The sequence below is a fragment of the Fibrobacter sp. genome (genome assembly GCF_045601785.1).
Classification (GTDB): Bacteria; Fibrobacterota; Fibrobacteria; order Fibrobacterales; family Fibrobacteraceae; genus Fibrobacter.
The window spans coordinates 70,771-96,678 of the sequence record NZ_JAZSAF010000085.1; the positions used below are offsets into that span (position 1 = coordinate 70,771).

22 protein-coding genes and 1 tRNA gene are annotated in these 25,908 nt (G+C 52.3%); 13 read left to right on the top strand and 10 right to left on the bottom strand.

Going from position 1 to position 25,908, the window contains the following annotated elements; all coding sequences use genetic code 11:
* Positions 1–55 precede the first annotated feature (55 nt).
* Positions 56–1,339: a serine hydroxymethyltransferase gene (gene glyA / locus ACKI61_RS13845; RefSeq protein ID WP_407458256.1), complete on the bottom strand. Its 1,284-nt coding sequence runs from the start codon at positions 1,337–1,339 to the stop codon at positions 56–58.
* Between the two features lie 135 nt (positions 1,340–1,474).
* Between glyA and ACKI61_RS13850 the strand changes: the two genes are divergently transcribed.
* Positions 1,475–3,289 carry a hypothetical protein gene (locus ACKI61_RS13850; RefSeq protein WP_407458257.1) on the top strand — a complete coding sequence of 605 codons (1,815 nt, stop codon included), beginning with the start codon at positions 1,475–1,477 and terminating at the stop codon, positions 3,287–3,289.
* Between the two features lie 162 nt (positions 3,290–3,451).
* Positions 3,452–3,997 (top strand): TlpA disulfide reductase family protein, encoded by a 546-nt coding sequence (locus tag ACKI61_RS13855; RefSeq protein ID WP_407458258.1) that lies wholly within the window; start codon positions 3,452–3,454, stop codon positions 3,995–3,997.
* A 155-nt stretch (positions 3,998–4,152) separates the two neighbouring features.
* Here the strand turns inward: ACKI61_RS13855 and ACKI61_RS13860 are convergent, their stop codons facing one another.
* Positions 4,153–6,459, bottom strand: a complete 2,307-nt coding sequence (locus ACKI61_RS13860; RefSeq protein WP_407458259.1) for a penicillin-binding protein 1A — start codon at positions 6,457–6,459, stop codon at positions 4,153–4,155.
* A gap of 98 nt (positions 6,460–6,557) precedes the next feature.
* Here ACKI61_RS13860 and ACKI61_RS13865 point away from each other — a divergent pair.
* The 6 genes from ACKI61_RS13865 to argC all read left to right on the top strand — a co-directional run bounded on the left by ACKI61_RS13865 (position 6,558) and on the right by argC (position 10,748).
* Positions 6,558–6,631 (top strand) — tRNA-Arg (locus tag ACKI61_RS13865).
* Between the two features lie 211 nt (positions 6,632–6,842).
* A complete protein-coding gene (locus tag ACKI61_RS13870; RefSeq protein WP_407458260.1) occupies positions 6,843–7,202 on the top strand; it encodes a helix-turn-helix domain-containing protein in 360 nt (119 codons plus the stop codon).
* An 84-nt stretch (positions 7,203–7,286) separates the two neighbouring features.
* Positions 7,287–8,387, top strand: a complete 1,101-nt coding sequence (gene rlmN / locus ACKI61_RS13875) for a 23S rRNA (adenine(2503)-C(2))-methyltransferase RlmN (protein WP_407458261.1) — start codon at positions 7,287–7,289, stop codon at positions 8,385–8,387.
* A complete protein-coding gene (locus ACKI61_RS13880; protein WP_407458262.1) occupies positions 8,353–8,973 on the top strand; it encodes a methyltransferase in 621 nt (206 codons plus the stop codon). The genes rlmN and ACKI61_RS13880 overlap by 35 nt, the downstream gene beginning before the upstream one ends.
* Before the next feature lie 139 nt (positions 8,974–9,112).
* Entirely contained in the window at positions 9,113–9,610 is a 498-nt protein-coding gene (locus ACKI61_RS13885; protein ID WP_407458263.1) for a YchJ family protein, read from the top strand.
* 172 nt (positions 9,611–9,782) lie between these two features.
* Entirely contained in the window at positions 9,783–10,748 is a 966-nt protein-coding gene (gene argC, locus ACKI61_RS13890) for an N-acetyl-gamma-glutamyl-phosphate reductase (protein WP_407458264.1), read from the top strand.
* Between the two features lie 104 nt (positions 10,749–10,852).
* On the opposite strand, the gene ACKI61_RS13895 is transcribed toward argC, so the two are convergent.
* Positions 10,853–12,277 (bottom strand): FISUMP domain-containing protein, encoded by a 1,425-nt coding sequence (locus tag ACKI61_RS13895; RefSeq protein WP_407458265.1) that lies wholly within the window; start codon positions 12,275–12,277, stop codon positions 10,853–10,855.
* A gap of 148 nt (positions 12,278–12,425) precedes the next feature.
* Here ACKI61_RS13895 and obgE point away from each other — a divergent pair, with 148 nt between their 5' ends.
* From obgE to ACKI61_RS13910, 3 genes are read left to right on the top strand one after another with little or no spacing between them, the layout of a single operon-like run.
* Positions 12,426–13,562, top strand: a complete 1,137-nt coding sequence (gene obgE, locus ACKI61_RS13900) for a GTPase ObgE (protein WP_407458266.1) — start codon at positions 12,426–12,428, stop codon at positions 13,560–13,562.
* A 3-nt stretch (positions 13,563–13,565) separates the two neighbouring features.
* Complete coding sequence (gene smpB / locus ACKI61_RS13905) at positions 13,566–14,036, top strand: SsrA-binding protein SmpB (protein ID WP_072976871.1); 471 nt, start codon at positions 13,566–13,568, stop codon at positions 14,034–14,036.
* Complete coding sequence (locus tag ACKI61_RS13910; RefSeq protein ID WP_407458267.1) at positions 14,036–15,181, top strand: N-acetylmuramoyl-L-alanine amidase; 1,146 nt, start codon at positions 14,036–14,038, stop codon at positions 15,179–15,181. The genes smpB and ACKI61_RS13910 overlap by 1 nt, the downstream gene beginning before the upstream one ends.
* A 140-nt stretch (positions 15,182–15,321) precedes the next feature.
* On the opposite strand, the gene ACKI61_RS13915 is transcribed toward ACKI61_RS13910, so the two are convergent.
* Genes ACKI61_RS13915 through ACKI61_RS13925 form a run of 3 tightly spaced genes read right to left on the bottom strand, consistent with a single transcriptional unit; the run spans position 15,322 to position 18,538 of the window.
* Entirely contained in the window at positions 15,322–16,065 is a 744-nt protein-coding gene (locus ACKI61_RS13915) for a YebC/PmpR family DNA-binding transcriptional regulator (protein WP_073318101.1), read from the bottom strand.
* Between the two features lie 31 nt (positions 16,066–16,096).
* A complete protein-coding gene (locus ACKI61_RS13920; RefSeq protein WP_407458268.1) occupies positions 16,097–16,900 on the bottom strand; it encodes a hypothetical protein in 804 nt (267 codons plus the stop codon).
* Between the two features lie 24 nt (positions 16,901–16,924).
* The gene (locus ACKI61_RS13925; RefSeq protein WP_407458269.1) at positions 16,925–18,538 is read right to left on the bottom strand and encodes a phosphomannomutase; all 1,614 of its coding nucleotides are present in this window, start codon (positions 18,536–18,538) and stop codon (positions 16,925–16,927) included.
* Positions 18,539–18,662: 124 nt separating this feature from the next.
* Here ACKI61_RS13925 and thrC point away from each other — a divergent pair, with 124 nt between their 5' ends.
* Complete coding sequence (gene thrC / locus ACKI61_RS13930) at positions 18,663–20,003, top strand: threonine synthase (protein WP_407458270.1); 1,341 nt, start codon at positions 18,663–18,665, stop codon at positions 20,001–20,003.
* A gap of 71 nt (positions 20,004–20,074) precedes the next feature.
* Here thrC and ACKI61_RS13935 read toward each other — a convergent pair whose 3' ends face one another.
* Positions 20,075–20,254, bottom strand: a complete 180-nt coding sequence (locus ACKI61_RS13935) for a hypothetical protein (RefSeq protein WP_407458271.1) — start codon at positions 20,252–20,254, stop codon at positions 20,075–20,077.
* Between the two features lie 117 nt (positions 20,255–20,371).
* A complete protein-coding gene (locus ACKI61_RS13940) occupies positions 20,372–21,778 on the bottom strand; it encodes a sodium-dependent transporter (RefSeq protein WP_407458272.1) in 1,407 nt (468 codons plus the stop codon).
* 84 nt (positions 21,779–21,862) lie between these two features.
* Between ACKI61_RS13940 and sufB the strand changes: the two genes are divergently transcribed.
* Entirely contained in the window at positions 21,863–23,278 is a 1,416-nt protein-coding gene (sufB, locus tag ACKI61_RS13945; protein WP_407458273.1) for a Fe-S cluster assembly protein SufB, read from the top strand.
* Positions 23,279–23,284: 6 nt separating this feature from the next.
* On the opposite strand, the gene ACKI61_RS13950 is transcribed toward sufB, so the two are convergent.
* Positions 23,285–24,271 (bottom strand): ORF6N domain-containing protein, encoded by a 987-nt coding sequence (locus tag ACKI61_RS13950; protein ID WP_407458274.1) that lies wholly within the window; start codon positions 24,269–24,271, stop codon positions 23,285–23,287.
* A 90-nt stretch (positions 24,272–24,361) separates the two neighbouring features.
* Entirely contained in the window at positions 24,362–25,387 is a 1,026-nt protein-coding gene (gene rhuM / locus ACKI61_RS13955; RefSeq protein ID WP_407458275.1) for a RhuM family protein, read from the bottom strand.
* Between the last annotated feature and the right edge of the window lie 521 nt (positions 25,388–25,908).

The window sequence follows — 25,908 nt, forward strand, 5'->3', positions numbered from 1 at the left end:
GCGGAGGCGAGAGCGAGCGCTCTGGGTACGTACTTGTACGATTGGGCGCGAGCGGTTATTTATACAGCGGGTGCTTCTTGCAGAGTTCGACAATTTCCTGACGGATCTTGGCGAGAGCGGCATCGTCGTCCTTGGCCTGAATGGCGCGGTCGATGATGCGGGCCACGACCCGGGTGTCTTCTTCGTCAAAGCCACGAGTCGTGATAGCGGCAGTACCGAGACGGACACCGGACGGATCCATCGGCTTGCGCGGATCGAACGGGATTGTAGAACGGCTGCAGGAGATGCCAACCTTTTCCATGGCCACTTCGGCTTCCTTACCGGAAACGCCCTTGGAGGTCATGTCCACCACGATGAGGTGGTTGTCGGTACCATCGCTAATGACCTTGTAGCCGAGCTTCTGCATTTCGGCGCACATAGCCTGAGCGTTCTTGATGACGTTCTTCGCGTAGGTCTGGAATTCCGGCTGCAGAGCTTCGAGGAATGCAACGGCCTTACCGGCGTTGATGTGGTCATGCGGACCACCCTGCATGCCCGGGAACACGCCCTTGTCGATTTCCTTGGCGAGGGAAACTTCCTTGAGTTCACCCTTCACCATCTTCTGGATGGTGCGGTCCTTGCACATGATGATAGCGGAACGCGGGCCACGGAGAGTCTTGTGGGTCGTGGTCGTCACGATGTCGAAGTACGGCACCGGAGAATCGATTGCCTTACCGGCAATGAGGCCAGCGACGTGAGAAATGTCGGCCATGGTGAGGGCGCCGACTTCGTCAGCGATTTCCTTGAAGCGCTTCCAGTCGAGGTTGCGGCTGTAGGCAGAGAAACCGGCGAGGATCATCTTCGGCTTTTCGCGGAGAGCGATTTCGCGGACCTTGTCCATGTCGATGCGGCCCGTTTCCTTGTCGACTTCGTACTGCACGAAGTTGTAGAGCATGCCGGAGAAGTTCACCGGATGGCCGTGAGAAAGGTGTCCACCGTGGTCGAGCTTGAGGCCGAGGACCTTGTCGCCCGGTTTGAGGACGGCGAAATAGACAGCGGCGTTGGCCGGAGAACCGGAAAGCGGCTGGATGTTCACATGGTCGCAACCAAAGAGCTTCTTGCAACGTTCGATGGCCAAAGCTTCCATCTTGTCGATCACTTCGTTACCACCGTAGTAGCGCTTGCCCACGTAGCCTTCGCTGTACTTGTTGGTCAGCACGGAGCCCATGGCTTCCATGACGGCCTTGGAGGTGTAGTTTTCGGAAGCGATGAGTTCGATGCCATATTCCTGGCGTTCGGCTTCTTCCTGGATGATGTTGTAGATTTCCGGATCGGTCTGTTGCAGTGTAGATTTGAGCATTTAGCTACTCCTTGATTTGTACGGGGGCAAATATAGAAAAAATACCAAAGCCAAATGGATTCCGTTTTCGAAAGTTCATAATTCCAATCTATGCAAACAGAAAAAATCTACACTTTTTTCTATATTATCCCCGCAATGCCGTTTATTTTATTCATTCTCTTGTTTGTACCCCTTGCAGCCCTCGCGCAAGACACCCCCGGTACATTCAAGATTGATTCCATTCAATACAATATCGGCGACGCTTTTGACGACTCCAAGTACCACACCAAGTACGACAAGTGGGCTTACGACTTATTGAATTGGATCCACATCGAAACCCGCGAATCGACGGTCAAGAAGTTGCTCCTTTTTAACGAAGGCGACGTCGTGAACGACCTCCAGATACAAGAAGCAGAACGATTCCTGCGCACGCAGCGCTACCTTTCCGATGCAAGCATCAAGATTTCGAACGAAGACGGCAAGAACATCGCCACAGTGAGCACCAGCGACAACTGGACCCTCGCTGTTCCCACAAGCATCGGCTTTTCTGGCAACGAGTGGAGCTACGATAACCTGAACTGGGGCGTCGGCGTCCAGGAAAGCAACTTCCTGGGTCTTGGGCAAAAGCTCGGTTTCTACTTCGGGCATGACGAGTTCCGAGACATGTGGCAAGTGGAATACGGCGACCCGCATTTCCTGTTCCGCTACAACCATTTGGACTTTCTCTATAGCTACAACACCGACGGGTACCTCGCCAGCTGGAAAATGTATGTACCCTTCTTGACCAGGAGCCAGAACCAGTGGGCCTACACGCTCGAAGGCCTAAAGAACAAACGCTTCGCCTACTTTTATGGGAGCGGCGAGCTGCCTCCGGGCGCCACTCCATACAGTTACGAACAAAATAAGGGATTCCTTGACCAACTGGACGCCATTCGTAAAGAGCCCCTCTTTAAGCATGCTAGCAACCACGAAATCGATTCGATTGCAAGAACACGCTACTTAGGTTCGCTTTCTCAATACAATGGCAAGAAGGCTATGAAACTGATGAAGGTTGAAGACTTCATCGACGATTCGCTGAGTTTCAGGTTCAGCCGTTCCTTTGGCGGCACCTACCGCAAGTTCTATCTAGGCGCCACTTACGACTACCGCCATCAAACGGCAAGCGAGGGAACACTCTACCGCTATGTATTTACACATGGAGACACCACCTACGCCATCGACTCAAGCTTTGCCTACAGCGACTGGTTCCCCGAACAGAAGGATTCTAGGCTCGGCCTGTACCTGATGTTTTCGAACATCCGTTACGAAAAAATCAAGAACTTCCACAACGCCAAGTGGACCGAAGACATTGAAAAGGGTTATTCGATTAAGGCGCAGATTTCCAAGAACTACGAGCAGCTCGGAGCACTCGACAACGACATCCGACTTGACTTCTGGACAAGCCTGATGCTTGGAAGGCGCATGCACCACCTGACGCTCAATACCGAGATGAACTTCTATCTTGACCACGGCGAAAGCCACGACTACTACGGAAGAATTTCGGGCGAATACATATTCCACCCCACAAACCAGCTTTCGACAGTCCTTACGGGACTTGCCGACTTCTACGAAGATTCGCGCTACGGCAGACAGCTCACGCTCGGCGGCATCAACGGTTTTGCCGGCTTCCCCACCGGATTCTACGCCGGACAGGCTCGCGTATTCGCAAACCTCGAACAGCGCTACTTTACAGGATTTGAAATAGCAACGCTCATGCCCGTCATCGCCGTATTCGGAAGCGTCGGTGAAACTGCCTGGGAATTCAAGGACATCAACCGCAAGGACCTCGTCTACCTCACTGGATTTGGAATCCGATTTGCTCAAACCAAGTCCATCAGTCGACTCATCAACAAGTTTGATGTCAGCATTCCCCTGAACGGCGTGCGCAAGGGCGAATGCCACTATTCGATTATAACTACCTACAACCTGTAACCTGGTAGTACCGATATATTCCAACTTGGAATAACCATAACGGCAAAAAATTGCATTTTTTTGCAAAAAACTTGTTTTTTCGCCTCATTTTTTGATATTTTAGCATCCATAAGGAGCGGCGCATGGCAAAACCATTCGTCGGCTCAGAGTATTGGAGTTTTTATGCGAACCTTGTCGAAACTTTTAGGCGTCATCACCATCGCAGCAGTAGCCCCTTTTGCGCAATTAGCCCCTGAACCACAGATGGCCGATGTCAAGCTGATGCAGGATACCACCACAAACCAGCCCATGAAGATGGACTTTTCAAAGCCGCTTTCCGGAATCAGCGATCCGGGCATCCTGTTCAGCCACTTTGCCAACAAGCCGCTTCTGATCTACTACTTTAGTCCCAAGTGCCCGCACTGTCAGCGCCACATTTCCGAAATTCAGGACCTTGTCAAGGAATACGAGCAGAAGGGCCTGACCGGTATCGCCATCGGCCTCGGTGGCGGAATCAAGAAAAATGACATTCGCCTGTTCATCGACCAGTTCCACGTTTCGATTCCCGTATTCCAAGACAGCGACTACAAGTTCGGCCCCGCCTACGGCACAGGCTACATTCCGGTCGTCTACATTGTCCAGAAAGACGGAACCTTCTACCGCTACGAAACGCTGAACGAAGCGAACATGAACCACATGCGCGCCACGCTCAACAACATGCTTAAGTAGCAAGAGAGCTCGCCACTACGTGGCTTTGAGGAATGAGGACGTGCCCCTATCCGGGGCACTTTTCGTTTAGTCACAAAACCATATAAAGCAAGGTCCCCTCAAAGGGAGCCTCAGCGACCGACCTCATAGCTCAAAGCGTCCATAGGACGCGACCTCTAGAACATCTTGCGCGTATTCTTCTTGGCAGGACCGCCGCTGCTCGGCTTGGGGGCCGCACTTGCGCCCTTGTTGCTGAAGAGCGTTGCGTCGTCTGCGGACTTGGTCTTGACTTCGAAGTGGTTGCCGTCGCAGGTTTCGGTCGGAGCGTAACCTGCCGTATAGAGGCAATAGGTCTTTTCGGAGCAGAACTCGCCTGCCACCTTGCCCGTATGATTGCAAATGCCCTTGCTGACCACGCCGCTAGGCACCGGGAAAGACTTGCGCGGCAGATCCTTGTGAAGTTCCTTCATCACGGCAATCCAAATCGGGAGCGCATCTTCGGTACCGGTGTGGCCGGCGCCCAAGGTGCCCGGGCTGTCGGAGCCAACCCACACGCCCATCGTATATTGCTTGGTGAAGCCGATGTACCAGCAGTCGGTATAGTCGTTCGTGGTACCGGTCTTGCCACCGCTCGGGTGCGTAAAGCCATTGGCCCATACGCGGGCTGCCGTACCACGCACATTCACGTCCTTGAGCATGTCGACCATCAGGTAGGCCGACGCCGGGCGCAGCACTTCGTGCTCGACCTTGGAATTCTTCTCGATGACTTCGCCGTTGCGGTCCACAATCGATTCGATCATGTAAGGCTCGATGCGGTTACCGCCGTTGGGGAACACGGTGTAGGCAGAGGTCATTTCCATAAGGGTTGCACCCACAGAACCTAGGGCAAGGCTCGGGACCGCCATCAGCGGGGCGCGCACAATGCCGAACTTGCGGGCGTAGTTCACCACGTTGTTGAGGCCGTACTTCATGCCCGTGAGAATTGCCGGCAGGTTCTTGGACTTGTAAAGGGCACGGCGGAGCGTCATCATGCCTTCGAAGTCGTGTTCGAAGTTCGCCGGGCGCCAAACCTTGTTCTTGTCCTTGTCATCCGGATCGGGAATGCTCACCGGCTGGTCGTTCACCGAGTCGCAGGGGCTTGCACCGTTGTCCATGGCCGTCGAATACACAATCGGCTTGAACGACGAGCCGGGCTGACGCAGGGACTGCACCGCACGGTTCCAGCGGGACTGGTTGAAGTCGGAACCGCCCACCATGGCACGGATTGCACCCGTCTCGTTTTCAATCAGGATCGCCGCCACTTCGGGGTGGTGGTATAGAATACTATCGGGGAAACGGCGGTGCTTGGCATCGCGTTTCAGGTCATCGGCCAAATATTCCTTCTTGAAGAGCGTATAGACGCTGTCGAAGTGAGCGACCACGCTGTCTTCGGGCATGTTATACTTTTTGGTCAGATAAAGGCGGCGGGTCGCACGGTACTTGACGCGGCGGCGGACCTTTTCGACCTGTACGCGGGCAACGCTGTCGGCGTAGGCCTGGATGTCAGGATCAATCGTTGAATTGATGGACACACCATCGGCATAGAGCGAATTTTCGCCGTACTTCTTTTCCATGTACTTGCGGATTTCTTCGTAGAAATAAAGGCCCGATTCGTTCGAGACTTCCTTCTTCGCAAGTTCAATCGGAGTCTTGATGTATTCGTGGTATTCGTCGTCGTTGATGTAACCCGCATCGCGCATGGCGTAGAGCACCGTATTGCGCCGTTCAAGGGAGGCTTCCGGGTGACGGTCGGGTCGGTAGGCTTCAGGGCGTTGCAGCATACCCGCCAGCACGGCAAATTCCGGAATCGTAAGGCTGTCGAGCGGACGACCAAAATAGAACTTGCCTGCAGCCTGGAAACCGTAGTTACCGCCAGCCAGGTAGACTTCGTTCATGTAGAACTCGAGGATTTCTTCTTTCGTATAAGTCTGTTCGATGCGGATGGCCGTCATCATTTCCTTGATCTTACGCGAAATCGTGCGTTCCGGCGTGAGGAACAAAAGCTTGGTCAGCTGCTGGGTCAAGGTGGATGCACCGCGGAGTTTCTTGCCCGACAAGGCACTTTCCATGATAGCCGACGGAATCGCCCACACATTCATGCCCCAGTGGCTGTAGAAGGCGCGGTCTTCGGTAGCCATCACGGCGTGGATCGCATTTTCAGGTATTGAGTCGAAGCTGGTCCATTCGCGGCGTTCCACGAAGTATTCATGGGCGATTTTCCCATTCATGTCGTAGATGTTAGTCACGAGCTTCGGGTTGATCTGTTCGAGCTGCGAAAGCGAAGGCAGTTCCGGAGCAAAATGGTTATAGACCACCACTACGGCAACAAAGGCCAGCACCACGGGAATGGCAAAGATAATCAGCCACTTGACCACCCTACGGTCGGTAAACCAGCCCTTAAGAACGCCAAGCAGAGCCAACAAAACGGATTTGACTTTATTCATTTTGATTCAACAGAAAAAATTTTGAGAAAAAATAACAATTTTTCGTCAAGCCCCCTTGACAAAAACACGCATTAAGCTATATTTGGGCCATCAATAACGCGGATGTAGCCCAACTGGATAGAGCGTTTGGCTACGAACCAAAAGGCTCCAGGTTCGAGTCCTGGCACCCGCAGAAAGGAAAGGTCAGTCGATAAGACTGGCCTTTTCTTTTTTTGTTGAAAGCAGGCGAGAAACTGGAACCAACATTTCTGTTAAGATTATTTTTCAAACTTTGCAAACTACTGTTTGCACGGATTACCAAAATGTTATACTAAAATTGACAGCGATACGAGAGTGCAAGGGCGAGAGTGTTGGGGGATAAAACCTTAAATCCACATGGAAAAATGGAATACAACAACCGCACTATCCAAGAAGCAGTCCGTCTCGTTTTCCTAGCCAGTCGACACAAACGCGGACTCACACAGAACAGGCTTTCCATCATCTCGAACATCACAAGGCAGTTCATCTCGCAAGTCGAAGGCGGAAAACGGCAGCCTTCCATTTTCACGCTTTGCGCCCTTGCAAACGCCTACAACCTGTCCCTGACCGCCTTTTTCGAGGAAGTAGACAGGCTTTACCTTCTGCTAGAAAACGGCGACTTTGTATTTGCTCGAGACATTCTCCAGGCCGCCGAACCGAGCAAGATTGCAGATGATTACCTTGAAAACGCAAAAAAAATAAAAGCTGAAAAGCACTCCCAATAGCCTATTTTTAGGCATACGGGCCTATATTTTCATCGTGTTTTTACCCTTAACAAAAAGGTATTTTTTTGCTATCTTTATCCCCCGATGGAATGGCAAAGGAACATAAAGACGCTCAACGAAGACGAGCTGAAGGCATGGCTTCGCGAGCAAAACGAAAAGCCGTTCCGAGCAAGCCAAATCCAGAAATGGCTCTTCTGCCAACAGGTTAAAACCTACGACGAGATGGTCAACATCTCCCCCGCCCTCCGCGAAAAGCTCGCCAAGCAATTCGAGCTCCGCTCCCTTATCGTGGAGCAGCGCATGGAATCGGTCGACGGCACCGTCAAATGGCTATTCAAGACATCCGACGACCACCATATCGAAACGGTGATGATTCCTGCAAACGGTCGCTTTTCCGTTTGCGTTTCGACCCAAGTGGGCTGCGCCATGAACTGTGCCTTCTGCCGCACTGCCAAAATGGGCTTCACCCGAAATCTCGAAGCCGGTGAAATCCTAGAAGAAATCATCAATGTCAACTGGTACCTGAAGGAATCCGGCCTTTTGAACGAAGAAGGCAAGACAGCCCAGGTGACAAACATCATCTTTATGGGCATGGGCGAACCTTTGAACAACCTGGAAAACGTACACCGCGTCTGTTGTACGCTGCATAACCAGAGCCTGTTCAACATGGGCGCAAAGCGCATGACCGTGAGTACAAGCGGAGTCGTTCCCAAGATCAAGGAACTGGTGGACCGCAATACTCCCTGTTGCCTCGCCGTAAGCCTCAACAGCACGAACAACGAATACCGTTCGTCGGTCATGCCGGTCAACAAGACTTGGCCCATCGAAAAACTTTTGGAAGCGGTTGACGAATACATTCGCAGAACCGATAATTATGTAACGTTTGAATTTGTCTTGATACAGGACATCACCTGCACCCCCAAGGCCGCCAAGGAGCTCATACGCATTTGCGCCCCCCGTCGCGTGAAGGTGAACGCCATTGTACTCAACGACGGAGACGACCCCACGCTCCACGCACCCACGCCGGAGCAGGTAGAAGATTTTTTGGCGATGGTTAGGGCTGCCGAAATTCAAATCACGATCCGCAACCCGCGCGGCCGCGACATTCTCGCCGCCTGCGGGCAGCTTGCGTACAAAAGGAAGGTAAATAATGTTAACGCAGAACCTCCCGGATTTCTGGGATAATCTTTATGCCGAAGGCAAGGACTACTGGAATCTCAAGAAGGTGACGCCCGCTCTGACGGAATTTTTCAAGCACCCCTCTTGTCCCGCCACAGGTTCCGTTCTGGTACCCGGCGCAGGCTTTGGCTACGACGCCGAAGCTTGGGCACTCCGCGGACACGACGTGCTGGCAGTCGACTTCGCCCCCTCTGCAGTCGATGAACTTGACCATCTGAGCCGCAAGCACAAGAACCTGCGTTCCCTGGACCTCGACCTGTTCTCGCTGTCACCCAAGGACGACAAGCGCGGCGGTCAGCTTTTCGACATCGTTTACGACTACTGCTGCTTTACGGCAATTCACCCGGGTCGTCGCGACGAGTTCTTCGAAGTCTGCTACAAGATGATGAAGGATGACGGCCTGCTGATTCTCTTCCTCTATCCGCTCATGAACGGCAAGACCTTGCAGGGTCCGCCGCACGCCACCAGCGAAGGCGAACTCATGGCACGCCTCGGCGGCGTCTTTGACATTGTCGAACGCATCAAGCCCACAAATAGTCTGCCCGGCCGTGAAGGCAAGGAAGAAATCTGGCTTCTGAAGAAGTGCCTGTAATAGCACGTTCAAATTGAGCAACATTTAAAAAATGGACGGCAAGGAGCCGCCCATTTTTTTCTACCTTTAGCAACGATTTTAATCAACCCATGGCGGCTATGTCCGCCCGATGAACAACATAAGGAATCAAGGTATTTATATGGCAAACGATTTATGCCCCTGCGGATCCGGCAAGACCTACGGCGAATGCTGCGAACCCATCATCAAGAAGCAGACCCTCGCTACTAGTCCCGAAGCTTTGATGCGTTCCCGCTACACCGCCTACGTGAAGCAGGAAATCGAATGGCTCAAGGAATCCCTGGAACCCACTCAGCGCAGCGACTTCGACGAAGCCAGCGTGACCGCCTGGAGCAAGGACTCCGAATGGCTCGGTATCGAAATCAAGCAGACCAAGACCGAAGAAGAAAAGAACATCGGCTGGGTCGAATTCATTGCACGCTTCAAGCAAGGCAACATCACCCGTAACCACCACGAGCTCGGTGAATTCCACAAGGTCGGCGGCGCATGGTTCTTCTACGACGGCCGCGCCGTGAAGCAGGAAACGGTTCGCAACGTGGGCCCGTCTGTTGGCCGCAACGACCCGTGCCCGTGTGGTTCCGGCAAGAAGTACAAGAAGTGCTGCGGCGCTAACAAGTAGACAGGCAAGAGCACGGGGCATTCGCCCCTTTGAGGCATGAGCGCGGTCGCCCAAGCTCCCTTTGAGCAACAATAATCGCGCCATAGGCGCAAACTCAAAGGCACGGAGTGACGACCTCACACCTCGAAGCACCGCAGGTACGACCCCAAAACCTTTTTCCGAAGGAAAAATAATGTTCAAAGTTTTCGTAGATGGTGAAGCAGGTACCACCGGCCTGCAGATTTATGAGAGACTCGCAAAGCGCACCGACATCGAAGTGTTGCGCATTTCTCCCGAACTCCGCAAAGACATTAACGAACGCAAGCGACTCATCAACGAGTCCGACGTAACGTTCCTGTGCCTGCCCGATGCTGCCGCTGTCGAAAGTGCAGCCCTCTGCGAAAACCCGAACACCCGCGTGATTGACGCATCGACTGCTCACCGCGTAAACCCCGACTGGACCTACGGGATGCCGGAGCTGAGCCCTGCCCAGCGCGAAGCGATTGCAAAGGCCAAGCGCATCGCGAACCCCGGTTGCCATGCCTCGGGCTTTATTCTCGGTGTACATCCGCTGGTTGCCGCAGGCATTTTGCCGAAGAGTGCAAACCTCGCCGCCTACAGCATCACCGGCTATTCCGGCGGCGGCAAGAAGCTGATTGCCGAATACGAAGAAGCGGCAGCACTTGCACATGCTGCCGGCGAATCCAAGGCCATCATGGCGCCCGCCCCGTACGCGCTCGCGCTTACTCACAAGCACCTCCCCGAAATGAAGAAGTACTGCGAACTCGAGAACGTTCCGTTCTTCAACCCGGTGCTTGGCCCTTATTACAAGGGCATGGCGGTCACGGTCGCTATTTTCGCAAACGAACTCACCAAGAAGGTGGGCCCCGAAGGCCTCACCGAAATCCTGGCGAAGCACTACGAAGGTTCCCGTTTTGTGAAGGTGATGCCCTACGAAGCAGCCCCCGTGCTGTTCAACGGCCGCCTTGACGCCACCGTCTGTAACGACACGAACAACGCCCGCATCCAGGTATTCGGCAACGAAACCGTGATGCAGGTGACGACTATTATCGACAACCTCGGCAAGGGCGCAAGCGGTGCAGCCATCCAGAACATGAATATCGCCCTCGGCCTCGACGAGAGCATCAGTCTGGTTTAAAAATCAAGCTATAGTCAACAAAAAAGCCAGTCCGAAGCGGGCTGGCTTAAATGTTTAGCATTTAGCGGATTCGAATTTATTCGTTCTTAATTCCGTCTTTCAAATCATTCCGAGTAAACTTCTTTTAGAACTTTGTCTATGTCCATCTTGGTTTTAATATCGAAGTATTCGTCCCTAGTGATACGCTTGTAACCGTTGAGCATTCTACCGTTATCATAGAAGGCTGTGTCGCCCTTTACTGCCATGAAGATTTCCTCGCCTGCCGAATTTTTCCCGCGCAGGGCACCATCCTTGATTCTTGCCTCGAGGTCGCCATAATCGTTCCTGATAATGAACTCTCTTCCGTTTTCAGTAAGGACCTCAAAGATATCATTCCCGTCGCCTAGCCAATAACCGGCATACGACTGATCTCCGGCATCGTCTCCCTCCACGCAAAGAACGGATAGTGCATCTTTCTTATAGACGGTATCAAGACCTGCACCAATATCGCAACAACTCATAAACACGTACACACTATACGCAAGACCGCCGCCAACATCCGTCGAGCTCCAGAAATTCGAAAATTGATTTTCCTCCTCACGCTGGCCGTGATATCCGTCATCATTCCTAATCCCGGTATAGGTACTAACAGTTTCTCCTACAGGGAGTGCCGAGAAAAAGATGTCTCTATCATCTTCGCCAAAAACCGCTCGCATGGTTTCAAATTCCACCTTGCGCGGCAAATGCCAACCCTCAGGGCAAGCCTTCTTTGCGGCATTCCATGTGTAAAGCCTGCCGTACCTGTCGCAATTCAATTCAAGGTCCTGGTAACAATAGCTGTCGCTCGTCTTATAGTTCAGTCTCGCCGACATCCACGCTTGTTCCCCTATGGTAACTACCGGGTACGATTGATTGTCTCTCGGGTCCGTAAAATACAGTTCGTGATCCTTTCCCTTGGATACGAGCTTGCCGTCCTCGCTATACACCTTGAGAGATCCCACCAAGGCACCGTCCCTGTAGTTTTTTTCCTTCCTCAAGGTTCCCTTTTCATCATACTCCCTGAAGATTCCATCCTTCAAGTCATCCTTATAGGATTCTTCCCCCATCAGAACTCCATTTTCGTTAAACCACTTGAACGGTCCATTCTTGCGCCCGTTCTTGAAGTTTTCTTCCGAACGCAAAACTCCCTTTTCATTACCATTCACGCCACCTTTTATATAATACTTCTTACGGGTGCCCTCCAAAAGGCCATCCTTGTAGAAATCTTCCACAATCAGCATATAATCATAGAATTCGGGTTCCTTGGCTTTGCGGGGGCCGTCCAGGCGTCCGTCCTTGTAGGAGCCATCCATCTTCAGGGTTCCATCTTCATAGTACTCTTTATAAGAACCATCCAGCTTTCCAGTTTGCTTGTCGACCTCATACACCCTGTAAGGTTTCTTGGGGTCGTCCTCATAATATTCGTAGCGAGTTTCACGTTCCTTGCAAGCCACAAGGCACAACGCCGAAAGAGTCAATACCAGGAACCACTGCATTTTTGTTTTTTTCATAATAGCACCTCTATATCCATTTGTAAACATATAAAAAAATTTCCGCATCTAGCATATTTTTTTCACACAACGTTCAAAGGCGTCAATCTACACTCGCAAATATTCCCTTTTTTCGGCAAGCGGGCCGCCTTTTTTCTACATTTGTGACATGTTCCTAGACGAAAAATCAATTGAAATTCGCTCCGGTAAGGGCGGCGATGGCATCTGCAGTTTCCACCGCGAAAAGTTCGTACCCCTCGGCGGTCCCGATGGCGGTGACGGCGGTCGCGGCGGTCACGTGATTCTGCAGGTGAACGAACAGTTTTCTACCCTCCTCGACATGGGTAACGCTCGCCTGTACAAGGCCCAGAGTGGACAACCAGGCGGCGCGAAGCGCTGCACCGGCCGTAGCGCCGAAGACCTGATTGTAGACGTTCCCCGCGGCACCATCGTGAAAGATGCCGAAGGTCGCATCTTGGCAGACCTTACCGAACCCGGCCAGAAGTGGATTGCGGCTCGCGGCGGCAAGGGCGGCATGGGTAACCAGCATTTCGCAACGCCTGCCAACCAGGCCCCGCGCAAGTGCACTCCCGGCGAAAAAGGCGAACGTCGCGAACTTTTCTTGGAACTGAAGCTTATGGCAGACGTGGGCCTCGTCGGATTCCCGAACGCAGGCAAGTCTAGCCTTGTGAACAAAATTTCGAGCGGACGCCCGAAAGTCGGCGACTATCCGTTTACCACTCTCGAACCGGTGCTCGGCATTGTGCAGCTGAACGGCCACAGTTTTGTGGTCGCAGACATTCCGGGTCTCTTGGAAGGCGCCAGCGAAGGCAAGGGCCTCGGTCACCAGTTCCTGAAGCATATCGAACGTACGCACACGCTGTTGTTCGTCATTGACGGCTTTGCCGAAAACGCCTACGAGCAGTTCTCCGTTCTTAAGGAAGAACTCAAGGCGTTCCACCCGAAGCTCGCCAAGAAGCCCTACGTAATCGCCCTCAACAAGAGCGACCTCGGCATCGATGACGCCATCAAGCAGTTCAAGGCCCACAAGGAAGCCGTCATCGTAACCTCCGCCGTAACAGGTGACGGTTGCAAGGAACTCACCTTGGCTCTGGACGAAGCCGTGCCCCACGTGCAGAAGAAGAAGGTCGGCTGGGAAAGCAAGAAACTCAGCAGTGCTACCACCGGCATCGACGGCACCGGCAAAAAAATCGCAAAGAGCAAAGCCTCGGCAGCGAAAAGCTCTACTAAAACAGGCTCCAAGGCCACCGGAACAAAAGCTGCCAGAAGCAAGAAGAAGGCTTAACGAATGGCGAAAAAGGAACAAAGCACTCCGGTCATCGTAAACCGCAAGGCAAACCACCTCTACTTTGTCGACGAAACCTTCGAAGTAGGTATCATGCTCATCGGTTCGGAAGTCAAGTCTATCCGCGATGGCAAGTGCACCTTGGGCGAAGCATGGATCGACATCGACGAGAGCAAGAATGAAATCTGGCTCGTAGGTGCACACATCGACGAATACCTGTTCGCGAACCGCTTCAACCATTTCCCTGCTAGGCGCCGCAAGCTCCTCGCCCATGTGCACGAAATCGCCAAGATGCGCAAGGCCAAGGAACAGAAGGGCTGCACGCTCATTCCCCTGAAGCTCTACTTCAAGAATCGCCGCGCCAAGCTCGAAATGGGAATCTGCCGCGGTAAAGATCAGCGCGACAAGCGTCAGGATATCATCAACCGCGACGCAAAACTCGAAATGGCCCGTGCGGCAAAGGCTCACAAATAATGAAAAAACTTGTTTGGCACATCCTCCTTTGCGCAGCTCTCGCAGCTTCTGCTTGGGCAAGCAACAAGGTTGACGCCGAACAAGTCGCCAAGGAACACAAGGCAAGCTTTCATTGGTTCCCCGTTCAAAGGACATTCCTGCTCGCAGGCGAAAGCGACACGCTCAAGTTCGCCATCGGACTTCCCTATGTGAGCAGCCACGGCAACTCCATTGAGCTTAAGCACGCACCCGAAATTACAGACGGACACATTCTGCTAGATTCCGCAGATGTCGTTAGTTTGTACAAAACAGACAGTGCGCAAACATCACCGGTCGCCCCCGCAAGCAGCAGCTCCGCGGCGAAGGTTTCCTCATCTTCAGCAAAAGTCGCCGCAGTCCCAGCAGCAACTTCTACCGCTAAGCCGAAAAACGAAACCGCAGGCACCCGCGAAGTCAAGACCATCGTGATCGACCCGGGCCACGGCGGCAAGGACACTGGCGCCCAGGGCAAGAACTCCAACGAAAAAGACATCGTGCTCGCCGTCGGAAAGCTCCTGAAAAAGGAACTCGAAAAGGAAGGTTTCAACGTCAAGATGACTCGCGACAAGGACGTGTTCATCGAACTCGGCGAACGCGCAAACCTCGCAAACCAGTGGGACGGAGATCTGTTCATCAGCCTACATTGCAACGCCATCGATGCGACCCCCGAACGCAAGAAACAGATCAAGGGGTTCCACGTCTATGTGCTCCGCGCCCCCGAAAGCGAAGAAGACAAGGCTATCGCCCGCCGCGAAAACAAGGTGGCAACCCTCTACGGCGAAAAGAACGCCAAAGAAGAACTTTCACCGCTCGAATGGTTCAAGCTTGAAGCCCGCTTGGAAAAGTACAAGCAGAACAGCTACATGTTCACCGAAGAAATGCTCAAGGCCTTCGACGGCGGAAAAATCAAGCGCCAGGGAGGCGGCGTCGGCGGTGCCGGATTCATGGTGCTCGTAGGTGCGCTCATGCCCGCAGTCCTCTTTGAAATCGGCTTCATCAGCAACCCCGAAGAAGAAGCCTACATGACGACGATCAAGGCGCAAGAAGACATCGCAGCCCGCGTCGCTAAAGCTGTCAGCACCTACAAGGCCGCCGTCCACAACTACCGCGAAACACTCGGTCGATAGCGTCTAGGCCATCGGCAAAACTCAGAGCTTAAATATTCAAAAACAAAAACCGACTGCAATCGCAATCGGCTTTAAACTTTACTCAAAGGGAGCCTGCGACCGAGCTCACACCCCAAAGGGCGTAGCCCGACCTCAAGCCTCTATTCAGCGTCCAAGTCGGCTTCGTCGATTTCGGCGTTGTGATAAACATCCTGGACGTCGTCGTGGTCTTCGAACTTGTCGATGAGCTTCAGGAGCTTCTGGGCATCTTCGTGACCGAGCTTCACCGGGTCGTTAGCGACGTAGGTGATTTCAGCACTCATCATTTCGATACCGGCAGCTTCGAGAGCCTTGGACACGGCGTCGAAGGCTTCGGGGCTGGTGGAGATTTCATGCACGCCGTCTTCGGTGGACATGTCTTCGGCACCCGCTTCCAAGACGAGGTCCATCACCTGGTCTTCCGGATACTTTTCAGCGTCGACGACAATCACACCCTTGTAGGTGAATGCCCAAGACACGGAACCGGATTCGCCCATGGAGCCGTTGTTCTTGTTGAAGATGTTGCGGATTTCAGCAACGGTACGGACCTTGTTGTCGGTCAGGCACTGCACCATGATGGCAATGCCACCTGGGCCGCGTCCTTCGTACAGCGGTTCCGTCATTTCGGTACCGGAGTTCGCCCCCGTACCCTTGGCGATAGCGCTTTCAATGTTCTTGGTCGGAAGGCTCTGGCTCTTGGACTTGAGAATTGCAGCGCGCAGACGCGGGTTCGCATCCGGGTTTCCGCCGCCGAGCTTAGCAGCAATGGAGATTTCCTTGATCAGCTTGTTCCAAGCCTTGGCACGAGCAACGTCAGTCTTGGCTTTCTTGCGTTTGGTGGTGGCCCATTTGGAGTGACCGGACATAGATTACCTCTAATTGGTTTTAGTTAAAAAATTACTTGTTCTTGAGTTGGCAACGGCGTTTTTCCTTGACAGAAAGACTCGGATCGTCGCATTCATCGCCAGAAACTTTTTTCTTCTTTTTCTTCTTGGTCGGAGCTGGTTCCTCTTCGGCCTCGACGCGGCGCTTGCGCTTGTTGAACGAAGCGTCCTCTTCCATCGCCGCTTTCTTTTTCTTCTTCGGAGCGACTTCTTCGTCAGCCTCGACACGACGCTTGCGAGCATTGATGGTCGCATCTTCGTCAATTTTCTTGCCACTCTTCTTCTGGAGAGCGCGGAGCTTCGCCTTGTCCATAGGATCGGCAGAAGCCTTGGTAATGGCGCGTTCGTACTTGCCACCCCAGACATTGCCCAAAAGCGAACCGGATTCCAGAGCGTCCTTCAGAATACCCATCGCCCATTCATCGTTTGCCGGCGGCAACAACTTGAAGCGAAGGTTGCGAATCTTTGTGGGTTCGTCATCGAAGTAGAGCATCATGTCAAAGAGGCCCACCTGGTATTCCTTACCGTCGGAACCTGCCGCGGTAGAAGGGACATAGGCGAGAACCGCATAGACATCGCCATCGAAGAGTCCCGTAATCAGGGCATCGCCGTCTCCGCCCGGAGCCTGCACTTCACCATCGGCTTGGAAGGCCCACGGGTTGACATCCACCTTCAGGCGGAACTTGTGATACCCCTTCTCCACTTTTTTCAACTTGAGAAGCGCACCCGAGAAAGCCTGGAATTCAGGCTTGATGGACGACTGCGCCGAGCAAATCACTGCAAAAGCGAGAAAGAGGACTGCGATAAGTTTTTTCATAAGGAACCTCCCTTGAAAAGCTTATTAATTCTTGAAGAACAGAGCCTTGGCTGCCTCGAACATCGGGTCCTTTTCATCCGGATTGCGGCATTCCGTATAGATACGAACCTTCGGTTCGGTACCGGACGGACGCACCAGCATCCAGGAATCATCGTCAAAGATGACCTTCACGCCATCGAGCGTGAGGAGCTGCTTCACGGTCTTTTCGTTGTTACCGACCATGACCTTTGCACCCGGCTTCGCGATATCGGCAATGGCGTTCACCTTAGCCTTCAAGGGTTCACCCACGAGGGACTTGTCCACTTCGAAGCCCGAACGGGTCGGATAGAAGCGGCCGTATTCTTCGTACAGGGCGTCGAGGTATTCGCCGAGGTTCTTGCCGGTCACCGCCATGATTTCAAGAGCGATGAGGAGGCCGAACTGGGCATCCTTTTCCAGCGTGTTGTTGAGGCCAGAGATACCGTCAGATTCCTCGAATGCCACGAGAGCCTTCTGCTTGGCGTTACGGGAAAGCCACGGGCGGAAGTTCTTGAAGCCCACCGGAGTTTCCATCACGGGCACGCCGAGCTTTTCTGCAATGATGTTCACAAAGTTGGAGGTCGCGACGGACTTAGCCACGCAGCCCTGTTCCTTGCGCCAGGTAGCCATGTAGTGGAAAGCGATAGCGCCGAACTGGTTCATATCGATTTCGCGAGTGCCGTCGTAGAAGCGGATACGGTCTCCATCCGGGTCAAAAATGGCACCCAGGCGGAACCAGGACTTGCTTTCGTCCAGCACCTTGCGGACCTTTTCCAGGTTCTTGCTGGACGGTTCGGGGGCGATACCGCCGAACAGGGAATCGTCTTCGTTACGGAGCGTAATGAGGCATTCCGGATTGTCGAGAAGAGCGGCCGGACGGCGACGGGTAGAACCGTGCACGTGGTCGCAAACGAGAGTCAGGCGACCCTTCTTAATAAAGTCCTTGATGCGGTCGAACTTGATGGTTCCCTGCTTGACCAGGAATTCCTTGTAGATCTTGAGGGAGTCGATAATTTCCCAGTCAACCTTGCCCACCGGTTCAAACTTCCAGGTGGCCATCATTTCGTTGCTGAGCTTGGTAATGACGTTGGTGATTTCCGGACCGGCAGGACCGCCGTCGGCCGGGTTAAACTTGATACCGTTGTAGTGGCTCGGGTTGTGGCTCGGGGTCATGTTGATAGAGCAAGCGGCACCGAGCATCTCGATTGCGGCGCTGAATTCCGGTGTGGGCATTTCGCCGCCGTAGTAGACCTTCACGCCGGCCTTGGCGAACTGGTCAGCCACGGCTTCGCAGAATTCGTGACCGAGCAAGCGGTTGTCGTGACCCACGACCACGCCCTTCTTCTGGAGTTCGGCAAAATCCTTCACGCCGAGAGCTTCGAAAAGTTCCGGTGTAGCTTCCTTATAGAGGCGCACAATAGCGGCACCCACCACCTGCAGATTGCGGAGCGTAAATTCGGAACCGATTTCGCCACGCCAGCCGGAGGTACCAAAGCTCACCTTGGCGGGCTCCTGGGAGGTCAGGGCGACCTGCTTCACTTGTTCAACCAAACCCATGTCCGTTGCGGGATTGAATTCCGGGGACTGAATCTTTTTCCAAATCTGCGTAATGTTTTCCATAAGGATTCCTTTTAAGCTTTAACGAGTGTAATTTAGTAAAAATCAACTAAACTGAAGGCTCCAGAACGGGCTGAAATGGGCTATATTTTACTATCTTTACCCCCGTAAAAATCAAGAGGATATTATGGCCCAATTCAACGCCCATTTTAGGAACATCAACGGGGACGATACCTACCCGCTGACCGACGTCATTTACAGGAGCAAGGTGGACGGCAGCCTGCTCGAAGTGGAACACGACCGTGCAGCCCTTGCCGAGAAGAGCCCCGAAGAATGGAAGAAGCTCTTTGCCGAACGCCGCATGAGCTTTGAACCGGCCGACATGAGCGGCATCTGGAGCAAGCGCGAAATGGTGCTTCCCGACATGCCCCTCGAAGACATCGTGACGATGCGCGAAGGCTGGAGCCCGCTCTTTGACGCGGCCCCGCTCGCAAAAGAAATGGGCATCAAGAGCCTGAAGGTGAAGCTTTGCGGCAACTCCCACACGGGCAGCTTCAAGGACCTCGGCATGACGGTTCTCGTGAGCCAGGTGAACCACATTATCAAGAAAAAGATTCACGAAATCGACGCCGTGGCCTGCGCCTCTACCGGCGACACCTCCGCAGCCCTCAGCGCCTACTGCGCAAAGGCCGGCATCCCGAGCATCGTGTTCCTCCCCGCCGGGAAGACCAGCGTTGCCCAGCTGATCCAGCCGATTTCTAACGGCAGCATCGTGCTTGCCCTCGATACCGACTTTGACGGTTGCATGAAGATTGTGCAGCAGGTCACCGCCGACAACCGCATCTACCTCGCGAACTCCATGAACAGCCTCCGCGTAGAAGGCCAGAAGACGATTTCTCCGGAAATCTGCCAAGAAATGGGCTGGAAGGTTCCCGACACCGTGATTATCCCGGGCGGTAACCTCGGTAATGTGAGTGCTTTGGCCAAGGGTTTCGAAGACTGCAAGGCCATGGGCCTCATCGACCGCATTCCGCGCATTATCGTCGCGCAGGCCGAGAACGCCAACCCGTTCTACCAGGCTTACGAACGCGGCTTCGACAAGCTGGTTCCGATGCAGGCAAAGAAGACTCTCGCCAGCGCCATCCAGATCGGTAACCCGGTCAGCTACCCGAAGGCAGTACGCGCCATCCAGAAGACGAACGGCATGGTCGTGAGCGTTACCGAAGAAGAACTGGCGAACGCCGCCCACCGCGGTGACCGCATCGGTCTCTACTGCTGCCCGCACACCGGCGTAGCCCTTGGCGCACTTGAAAAGCTCGTAGCCGCAGGCAAAATCGACAAGGAAGAGAATGTGGTCGTCATCAGCACGGCACACGGCCTCAAGTTCACCGAATTCAAGGTCGGCTACCACGAAAAGAAGCTCGAGAATATCTGCTCCAAGTTCGCGAACCCCGTGTTCAAGGCCCCGGCAGACCTCGGCGCCGTCATGGACATCCTCAAAAAAGAGATGGCTGAAAGACGTCGCTAATGCGACAAATCGTCATTCCGGCCACCGCCGGAATCTAGAAAAGCTCCGCTTTAACGCGGGGCTTTCTTGTTTTAGGAATTCTGCGCAGAATCCAGGCGTTCCCCGATGACTAGGCTCAAATAGGCGACTGCGGCCGATACCGACGCGACAACGCTACCCGAACCGTAGAACATGACTCCAAACACAGCCGGAGCTAAGACGAGTAGGGCGGAAAACAGGACTTTGTTGTTTGCGATGCTAAAACGATTCATAATTTACCTCTCTTTTACGCAAACAAATATACCTTAAAATTTATGACAGAAATTGTCATTTTGTAATCATAAAAAAAGGCGGGACTCGCCCGCCGTACTCTTAAATAAACCTTCTTTTTAGCCAAATATCTTATTATACAATTCCGAGGCAAACTTCTGGAAATACCCCTGTATCAAGATAATCGCAATCACAACGGGAATCACCCACTTGACATAGAAGCGAACGATCTTGTAGGTCGGAATCTTGAAGCCCTTGCCCGTATTGACTTCGGCATAGAACTTTTCTTCGCCCCAACCACGCTTGTAGCAGCAGAACACAATGAACAGGAGCGAGCCCAGCGGAAGGAGCGTGTTAGAGACCAGGAAGTCCTCCAAATCCAGCACGCAACTGCCTTCGCCAAACGGCTGGAAGCCCGAAAGTAGATTGAAACCGAGTGCGCACGGGAGCGACAGCAGCACAATCAGCACCGCATTCACCCACACGACTTGCTTGCGGTCAAAGCGGCGGGCATCACGCCAGAAGGTGGTAATGTTCTCGAACACGGCCACCACGGTCGAAAGCGCCGCAAAAGAAAGGAACAGGAAAAAAGCCGCTCCGCAAAGTCTACCCGCAGGCATCTGCGAGAACACGTTCGGAAGCGTCACAAAAATCAAGCCCGGTCCAGCATTCGGTTCAAGTCCAAAGGCAAAGCAGCTCGGGATGATGATAAGCCCCGCAAGCAAGGCAACGCCCGTATCCAACGCGCAAATATTTGCAGCCTCTTTTGCAATTGAGTGATTTTTCTTGATGTAGCTACCAAAAATGGTCATGGCACCAATGCCAAGGCTCAGCGTAAAGAAGCTTTGTCCCAACGCAGCAAAGAGAGATTCCCCGATGCCATTTTTCACAAGGTTATTGAAATTGGGCAACAGGTAAAAGCGCAGGCCTTCGTCGGCACCGGGAAGCGTCACGGCACGGATTGCAAGCAGAATCATAATGACGAATAGCGACGACATCATCCACTTGGTGATGCGTTCAACGCCCTTCTGAAGACCAAGCGACACAATGCCAAAACCAATAACGGTCGTCGCAATCATCCAACCCACCTGTATCGCGGGGCTAGCCAAAGTCTCCCCAAACATGGCGCCCACCTGCGCAGGCGTCACATTTTCAAAGTCTCCCACCACCATGCGGTAGAAATAGTAAAGCATCCAGCCGCAGACCGTGGTGTAAAACATCATGAGCAGATAGTTACCCGCAATCATGGGCCACTTGGCCAAATGCCATTTGGTTTTCTTTGGTTCTAGGCGTTCAAAGGCTCGGCCGACGCTTCGCTGTGTGGCACGGCCCACCGCAAATTCCGCCATTAGAATCGGAAGCCCGAATACGAGTAGGAAAAACAGGTAGATGACCACAAAAGCGGCACCGCCGTACTGCCCGGTAATAAACGGGAACCGCCACACGTTACCCAGGCCAATGGCGCAGCCTGCCGATATAAGGATAAAACCTAAACGGGATGCAAAACTTTCTCGATTGCTATTCATGGCTAAAAATATAGATAGGTATCGCGCATCAGGTAGCGGGATTCAGCAAAAAATTCTATCTTTGCTCGCGCAAAAAGGTGTAAAATGAGCGAAAATTATAAATACGGATTTGTCACGGATATCGAAAACGAGGCCTTCGAGAAAGGTCTGAACGAAGATGTCATCCGGAGAGCCTCCAAGCTCCGCGGCGAACCGCAGTTCATGCTCGATTTCCGACTGAAAGCGTATGAAAAACTCCAGACCATGGAGCAGCCCAACTGGGGCGAGTTGCATTTTGCACCGGTGGACCTGCAGGACATCGTCTACTACTCCGCCCCGAAGACCAAGAAAAGCCACGAAAAGATTGAAGACGTGGACCCTGAGCTTTTGGCCACCTTCGAAAAGCTGGGCATCCCACTGGACGAACAAAAGCGCCTGGCGAACGTAGCCGTGGACGCGGTCTTTGACTCGGTCAGCATTTACACCAGCCACAAGCGCAAGCTCATGGAAATGGGCATTTTGTTCTGCAGCATCAGTGACGCCATCAAGGAATACCCCGAACTCATCGAGGAATACCTGGGAAGCGTGGTGCCCGCAGGCGACAACTATTTTGCGGCTTTGAACAGCGCAGTCTTTGGCGACGGAAGCTTCGTCTATATTCCGCCCGGAGTCAAGTGCCCGATGGATCTTTCCACCTACTTCCGCATCAACAACAAGGAAGCAGGCCAGTTCGAACGCACCTTGATCATCGCCGACGAAGGCGCCAGCGTGAGCTACCTCGAAGGCTGCACCGCGCCGGAATTCAGCAGCAAGCAGCTGCACAGTGCGATTGTAGAACTTGTGGCGAAGGACAACGCAAGCATCAAGTATTCCACCGTGCAGAACTGGTACGCGGGCGACCGCGAAACGGGCGCCGGCGGCGTGTACAACTTCGTCACGAAGCGCGGCAAATGCGCGGGCAAGAACAGCCGCATCAGCTGGACGCAGGTCGAAACCGGTTCCGCAATCACGTGGAAGTACCCGAGCTGCGTGCTTCTGGGCGACAACTCCGTCGGAGAATTCTACAGCGTGGCCCTTACCAACGGGCACATGCAGGCCGATACCGGCACCAAGATGATCCACATCGGCAAGAACACCAAGAGCACGATTATCAGCAAGGGCATCAGTGCGGACTACAGCAGCAACGCTTACCGTGGCGAAGTGAGCATCCGCAAGTCGGCCACGGGAGCCCGGAACTACACCCAGTGCGACAGCATGCTGGTGGGCGACAAGAGTGCTGCTCACACGTTCCCCTATATCACTGTCGCAAACGCGAGCTCCACCACCGAACACGAAGCCACCACCAGCCGCATTAGCGAAGACCAGTTGTTCTACTTCGAAAGCCGCGGCATCAAGCGCGAAGACGCCATCCAGGCCATGGTCGGCGGTTTCTGTAAGGACGTGTTCAAGGAACTCCCCGGCGAATTCGCCACCGAAGCAAGGCAACTGCTGACGCTGAAGCTCGAACACAGCGTCGGGTAACGATTCTTAAAATTCCGTTTGTTGATTACATTCTGTGATTTCAGCAGAGTGTTGATTACTTTGTTTCAGAACCTCTTCCAACGTAAAATCTTCACGGCTGAAAAAGAATGTCTTTTTCCCAAGATCTTTTAGCGATGCTCCAAAATGGTACGCGACATCATCGATAAACAAAAACCTGTCGTGCATCCCATAACTGGGGAGAATTTCTATCGGATAGTCGGCATACTGTTCGTTGTATTTCAGCAAATCCAACTCAAAAATTTTGCTCTTATCATAGGTGTAAATCGTTACCGAAACACCCTTGTTTCTCTTTTGCATCATCAGAAGTGTAGTTTCATCTACATAATTGTCCACTAGGACTATTCGCTTCTTGGCTTGATGTATCAATCCACATGCAAACGCATAGGCCTCAAATTCTTGGCTCTCATAAAAGATGCCTTTTGTTTTGAGTTCGTTGCGATCCATAGCCTCAAAAAGAGCATCAATTTTGCAGTCATGCTCAAGCAAGCGCACATCATGTTCAATTTCTTTGCTTTCCAAATTGGCAATACGACTAATCAAGCCTACATTGTTCATCATAAGATGACGAAGTTGCACAAATGCTCGCATAATTGCAATATTTACACGAATGGCAGATTCACTTTTCAAAACGGATGATAACATTGCCACCCCTTGTTCAGTGAATGCGTATGACCTGGACGAGGAATGCTTTAATTTTTTGAACCGGTCGCAATTTGCGACCAGTTCGCGAAATTCCGATTCATCCAATTGAAAGCAAAAATCTTCGGGAAAACGATCAATATTACGCTTTACCTGTTCATTGATTCGCTTTGTTTCTACCCCATAGAGTGTCGCCAAATCACGGTCGAGTAGCACTTGCTTATCCCGAATGACAAAAATCATTTTTTCAACACCCGTCGCAACCAGTGGATTTTGTTCAAATTTCGTCATTCCAGTCATTGAACCGGAATCAATCCGTTTAGAATTTTTCATAATTGTCCTTTTAGCGTTTTGGGGTTCCATATACTATACACGCTAAATTCGGACATTTTTAACCTTGTTTCCGAGAAATTTTACAATGATTTACAAAAGAGTGATTTTCGCCTGTCCTTTAGTACTTTCTTTCACCTTTTCTATAACTTCTTCCGGCGTCACAAAGTTCAATACACTATACGCAGAAAACTCTGCGCCCATATCTTTGAACGATGCGCCGAAATGATAAACCGTATCGTCAACGAGCAGAAACCGATCGTGAATCATCCGCATGGTCTTGAGTTCCAGTCCAGGATATTGCCTGTTGTGCAAGTCAACAGCCGCCTTAAACTCGGAGGTGATTCGGGGAGAGAAAATGGTCGCGGAAACACCCTTCGCCCGCATAGCCGCAAATTTCAACACCTCTACCGTGGCGAATGGATCAATGAATACGACAGAACGTTTGGCTGTTTTCACAAGGTCTCCAATCAGAATGAACCCATCGAACCTTGTATTTGGTGCGATAACGCCTCCCGTAGGAGCTTGGCTTGCATGAACGAAGAAGTCAATATGCTGTTCAACTGCAGAAAGCCGTGCATTCTGTTCAGCCATCGACTTTCGGACATTCTTAATTTCTGCGCTTTGATTTTCAATCAACTGTTTTTGCTCGTGTAAACGATCAGCAATTTGCAAATCGGTTGCAACCTTACGCTGATTTACGGCATAGCCTTTGAGCATGTATTCCTTAAGCACCTGATTCGCCCAACGACGAAACTGGGTTCCCCGGAGCGATTTTACCCGGTAGCCAACGGAAATGATTACATCAAGCGAATAAATAGATGTCGGTTTATACTTTGAAAGAGTATTGTGCAAAATTTGCACATTACTTTTTTCGTCGAGTTCCTTTTCTTTGAAAACATTTCCGATATGCTTGGCGATAACGGAACGCTCTCTTTCGAATAGAATCCCCATTTGAGCCTGCGTGAGCCACACAGTCTCATTTTCAACACGAACTTCCAACTTAACCTCACCTTCCGGCTGGTAAAGCACAATTTCTCCAGTCGAAACCAGCGGTTTCGGCGTCATTTTCGTCATTCCGGTCTCTGAACCGGAATCTATTACTTTAGATTTTTCCATAGCCTTTCCTATGGAACGCATTTCCCTGAACGGGCCCCTGTCGGGGGATATACTAATGCATCGGAGTCTCCGACTAAGGGGAAATATACAAAAAAGCGTGCAATACTCCAAGTTGGAGCATAAAACTTCAATTTTTTTTGCAAAAAAGGTCCCCATCTTCTTAAAAATATGTTATTTTACTCTTGAAAATAGAGAGTTTTAGCTCTTGTTCTCTGGATGAAATCTCGAAAATTTCCTTAGACGAGGACAGGGCGAACGCTCACGTAGATGCATTTTTAACAGCTGCCTAAAGCGGCTTGTTTAGGTGTATTTCGACAAACTGTTTTAACAAAACAGTTCTGTCGCCCGTTTGGGGCGTGGGTCGTTTGCGTTTATCGTCTAAAGGCATTCGAGAGCCTCATCCAGATAAATGCAACGACTTACGCCTTTTTTGTATTCTCACAAAATTTGGCAAGATTCTTTGCTCGGCAAGGGCTGACACCAGATGCAAATCTGGCGAAAGACTTTGCATACGCAAAACA

Excerpts from the sequence above, each read along its gene's own strand:
- obgE (WP_407458266.1), top strand. The coding sequence starts at position 12,426 with ATGTTCCTAGACGAAAAATCAATTGAAATTCGCTCCGGTAAGGGCGGC.
- glyA (WP_407458256.1), bottom strand. The coding sequence starts at position 1,339 with ATGCTCAAATCTACACTGCAACAGACCGATCCGGAAATCTACAACATC.
- sufB (WP_407458273.1), top strand. The coding sequence starts at position 21,863 with ATGAGCGAAAATTATAAATACGGATTTGTCACGGATATCGAAAACGAG.
- ACKI61_RS13935 (WP_407458271.1), bottom strand. The coding sequence starts at position 20,254 with ATGAATCGTTTTAGCATCGCAAACAACAAAGTCCTGTTTTCCGCCCTA.
- smpB (WP_072976871.1), top strand. The coding sequence starts at position 13,566 with ATGGCGAAAAAGGAACAAAGCACTCCGGTCATCGTAAACCGCAAGGCA.
- rhuM (WP_407458275.1), bottom strand. The coding sequence starts at position 25,387 with ATGGAAAAATCTAAAGTAATAGATTCCGGTTCAGAGACCGGAATGACG.
- ACKI61_RS13950 (WP_407458274.1), bottom strand. The coding sequence starts at position 24,271 with ATGAAAAATTCTAAACGGATTGATTCCGGTTCAATGACTGGAATGACG.
- ACKI61_RS13870 (WP_407458260.1), top strand. The coding sequence starts at position 6,843 with ATGGAATACAACAACCGCACTATCCAAGAAGCAGTCCGTCTCGTTTTC.
- ACKI61_RS13925 (WP_407458269.1), bottom strand. The coding sequence starts at position 18,538 with ATGGAAAACATTACGCAGATTTGGAAAAAGATTCAGTCCCCGGAATTC.
- ACKI61_RS13850 (WP_407458257.1), top strand. The coding sequence starts at position 1,475 with ATGCCGTTTATTTTATTCATTCTCTTGTTTGTACCCCTTGCAGCCCTC.
- ACKI61_RS13920 (WP_407458268.1), bottom strand. The coding sequence starts at position 16,900 with ATGAAAAAACTTATCGCAGTCCTCTTTCTCGCTTTTGCAGTGATTTGC.
- ACKI61_RS13895 (WP_407458265.1), bottom strand. The coding sequence starts at position 12,277 with ATGAAAAAAACAAAAATGCAGTGGTTCCTGGTATTGACTCTTTCGGCG.
- ACKI61_RS13855 (WP_407458258.1), top strand. The coding sequence starts at position 3,452 with ATGCGAACCTTGTCGAAACTTTTAGGCGTCATCACCATCGCAGCAGTA.
- ACKI61_RS13915 (WP_073318101.1), bottom strand. The coding sequence starts at position 16,065 with ATGTCCGGTCACTCCAAATGGGCCACCACCAAACGCAAGAAAGCCAAG.
- ACKI61_RS13860 (WP_407458259.1), bottom strand. The coding sequence starts at position 6,459 with ATGAATAAAGTCAAATCCGTTTTGTTGGCTCTGCTTGGCGTTCTTAAG.
- thrC (WP_407458270.1), top strand. The coding sequence starts at position 18,663 with ATGGCCCAATTCAACGCCCATTTTAGGAACATCAACGGGGACGATACC.
- ACKI61_RS13940 (WP_407458272.1), bottom strand. The coding sequence starts at position 21,778 with ATGAATAGCAATCGAGAAAGTTTTGCATCCCGTTTAGGTTTTATCCTT.
- rlmN (WP_407458261.1), top strand. The coding sequence starts at position 7,287 with ATGGAATGGCAAAGGAACATAAAGACGCTCAACGAAGACGAGCTGAAG.
- ACKI61_RS13910 (WP_407458267.1), top strand. The coding sequence starts at position 14,036 with ATGAAAAAACTTGTTTGGCACATCCTCCTTTGCGCAGCTCTCGCAGCT.
- argC (WP_407458264.1), top strand. The coding sequence starts at position 9,783 with ATGTTCAAAGTTTTCGTAGATGGTGAAGCAGGTACCACCGGCCTGCAG.
- ACKI61_RS13880 (WP_407458262.1), top strand. The coding sequence starts at position 8,353 with ATGTTAACGCAGAACCTCCCGGATTTCTGGGATAATCTTTATGCCGAA.
- ACKI61_RS13885 (WP_407458263.1), top strand. The coding sequence starts at position 9,113 with ATGGCAAACGATTTATGCCCCTGCGGATCCGGCAAGACCTACGGCGAA.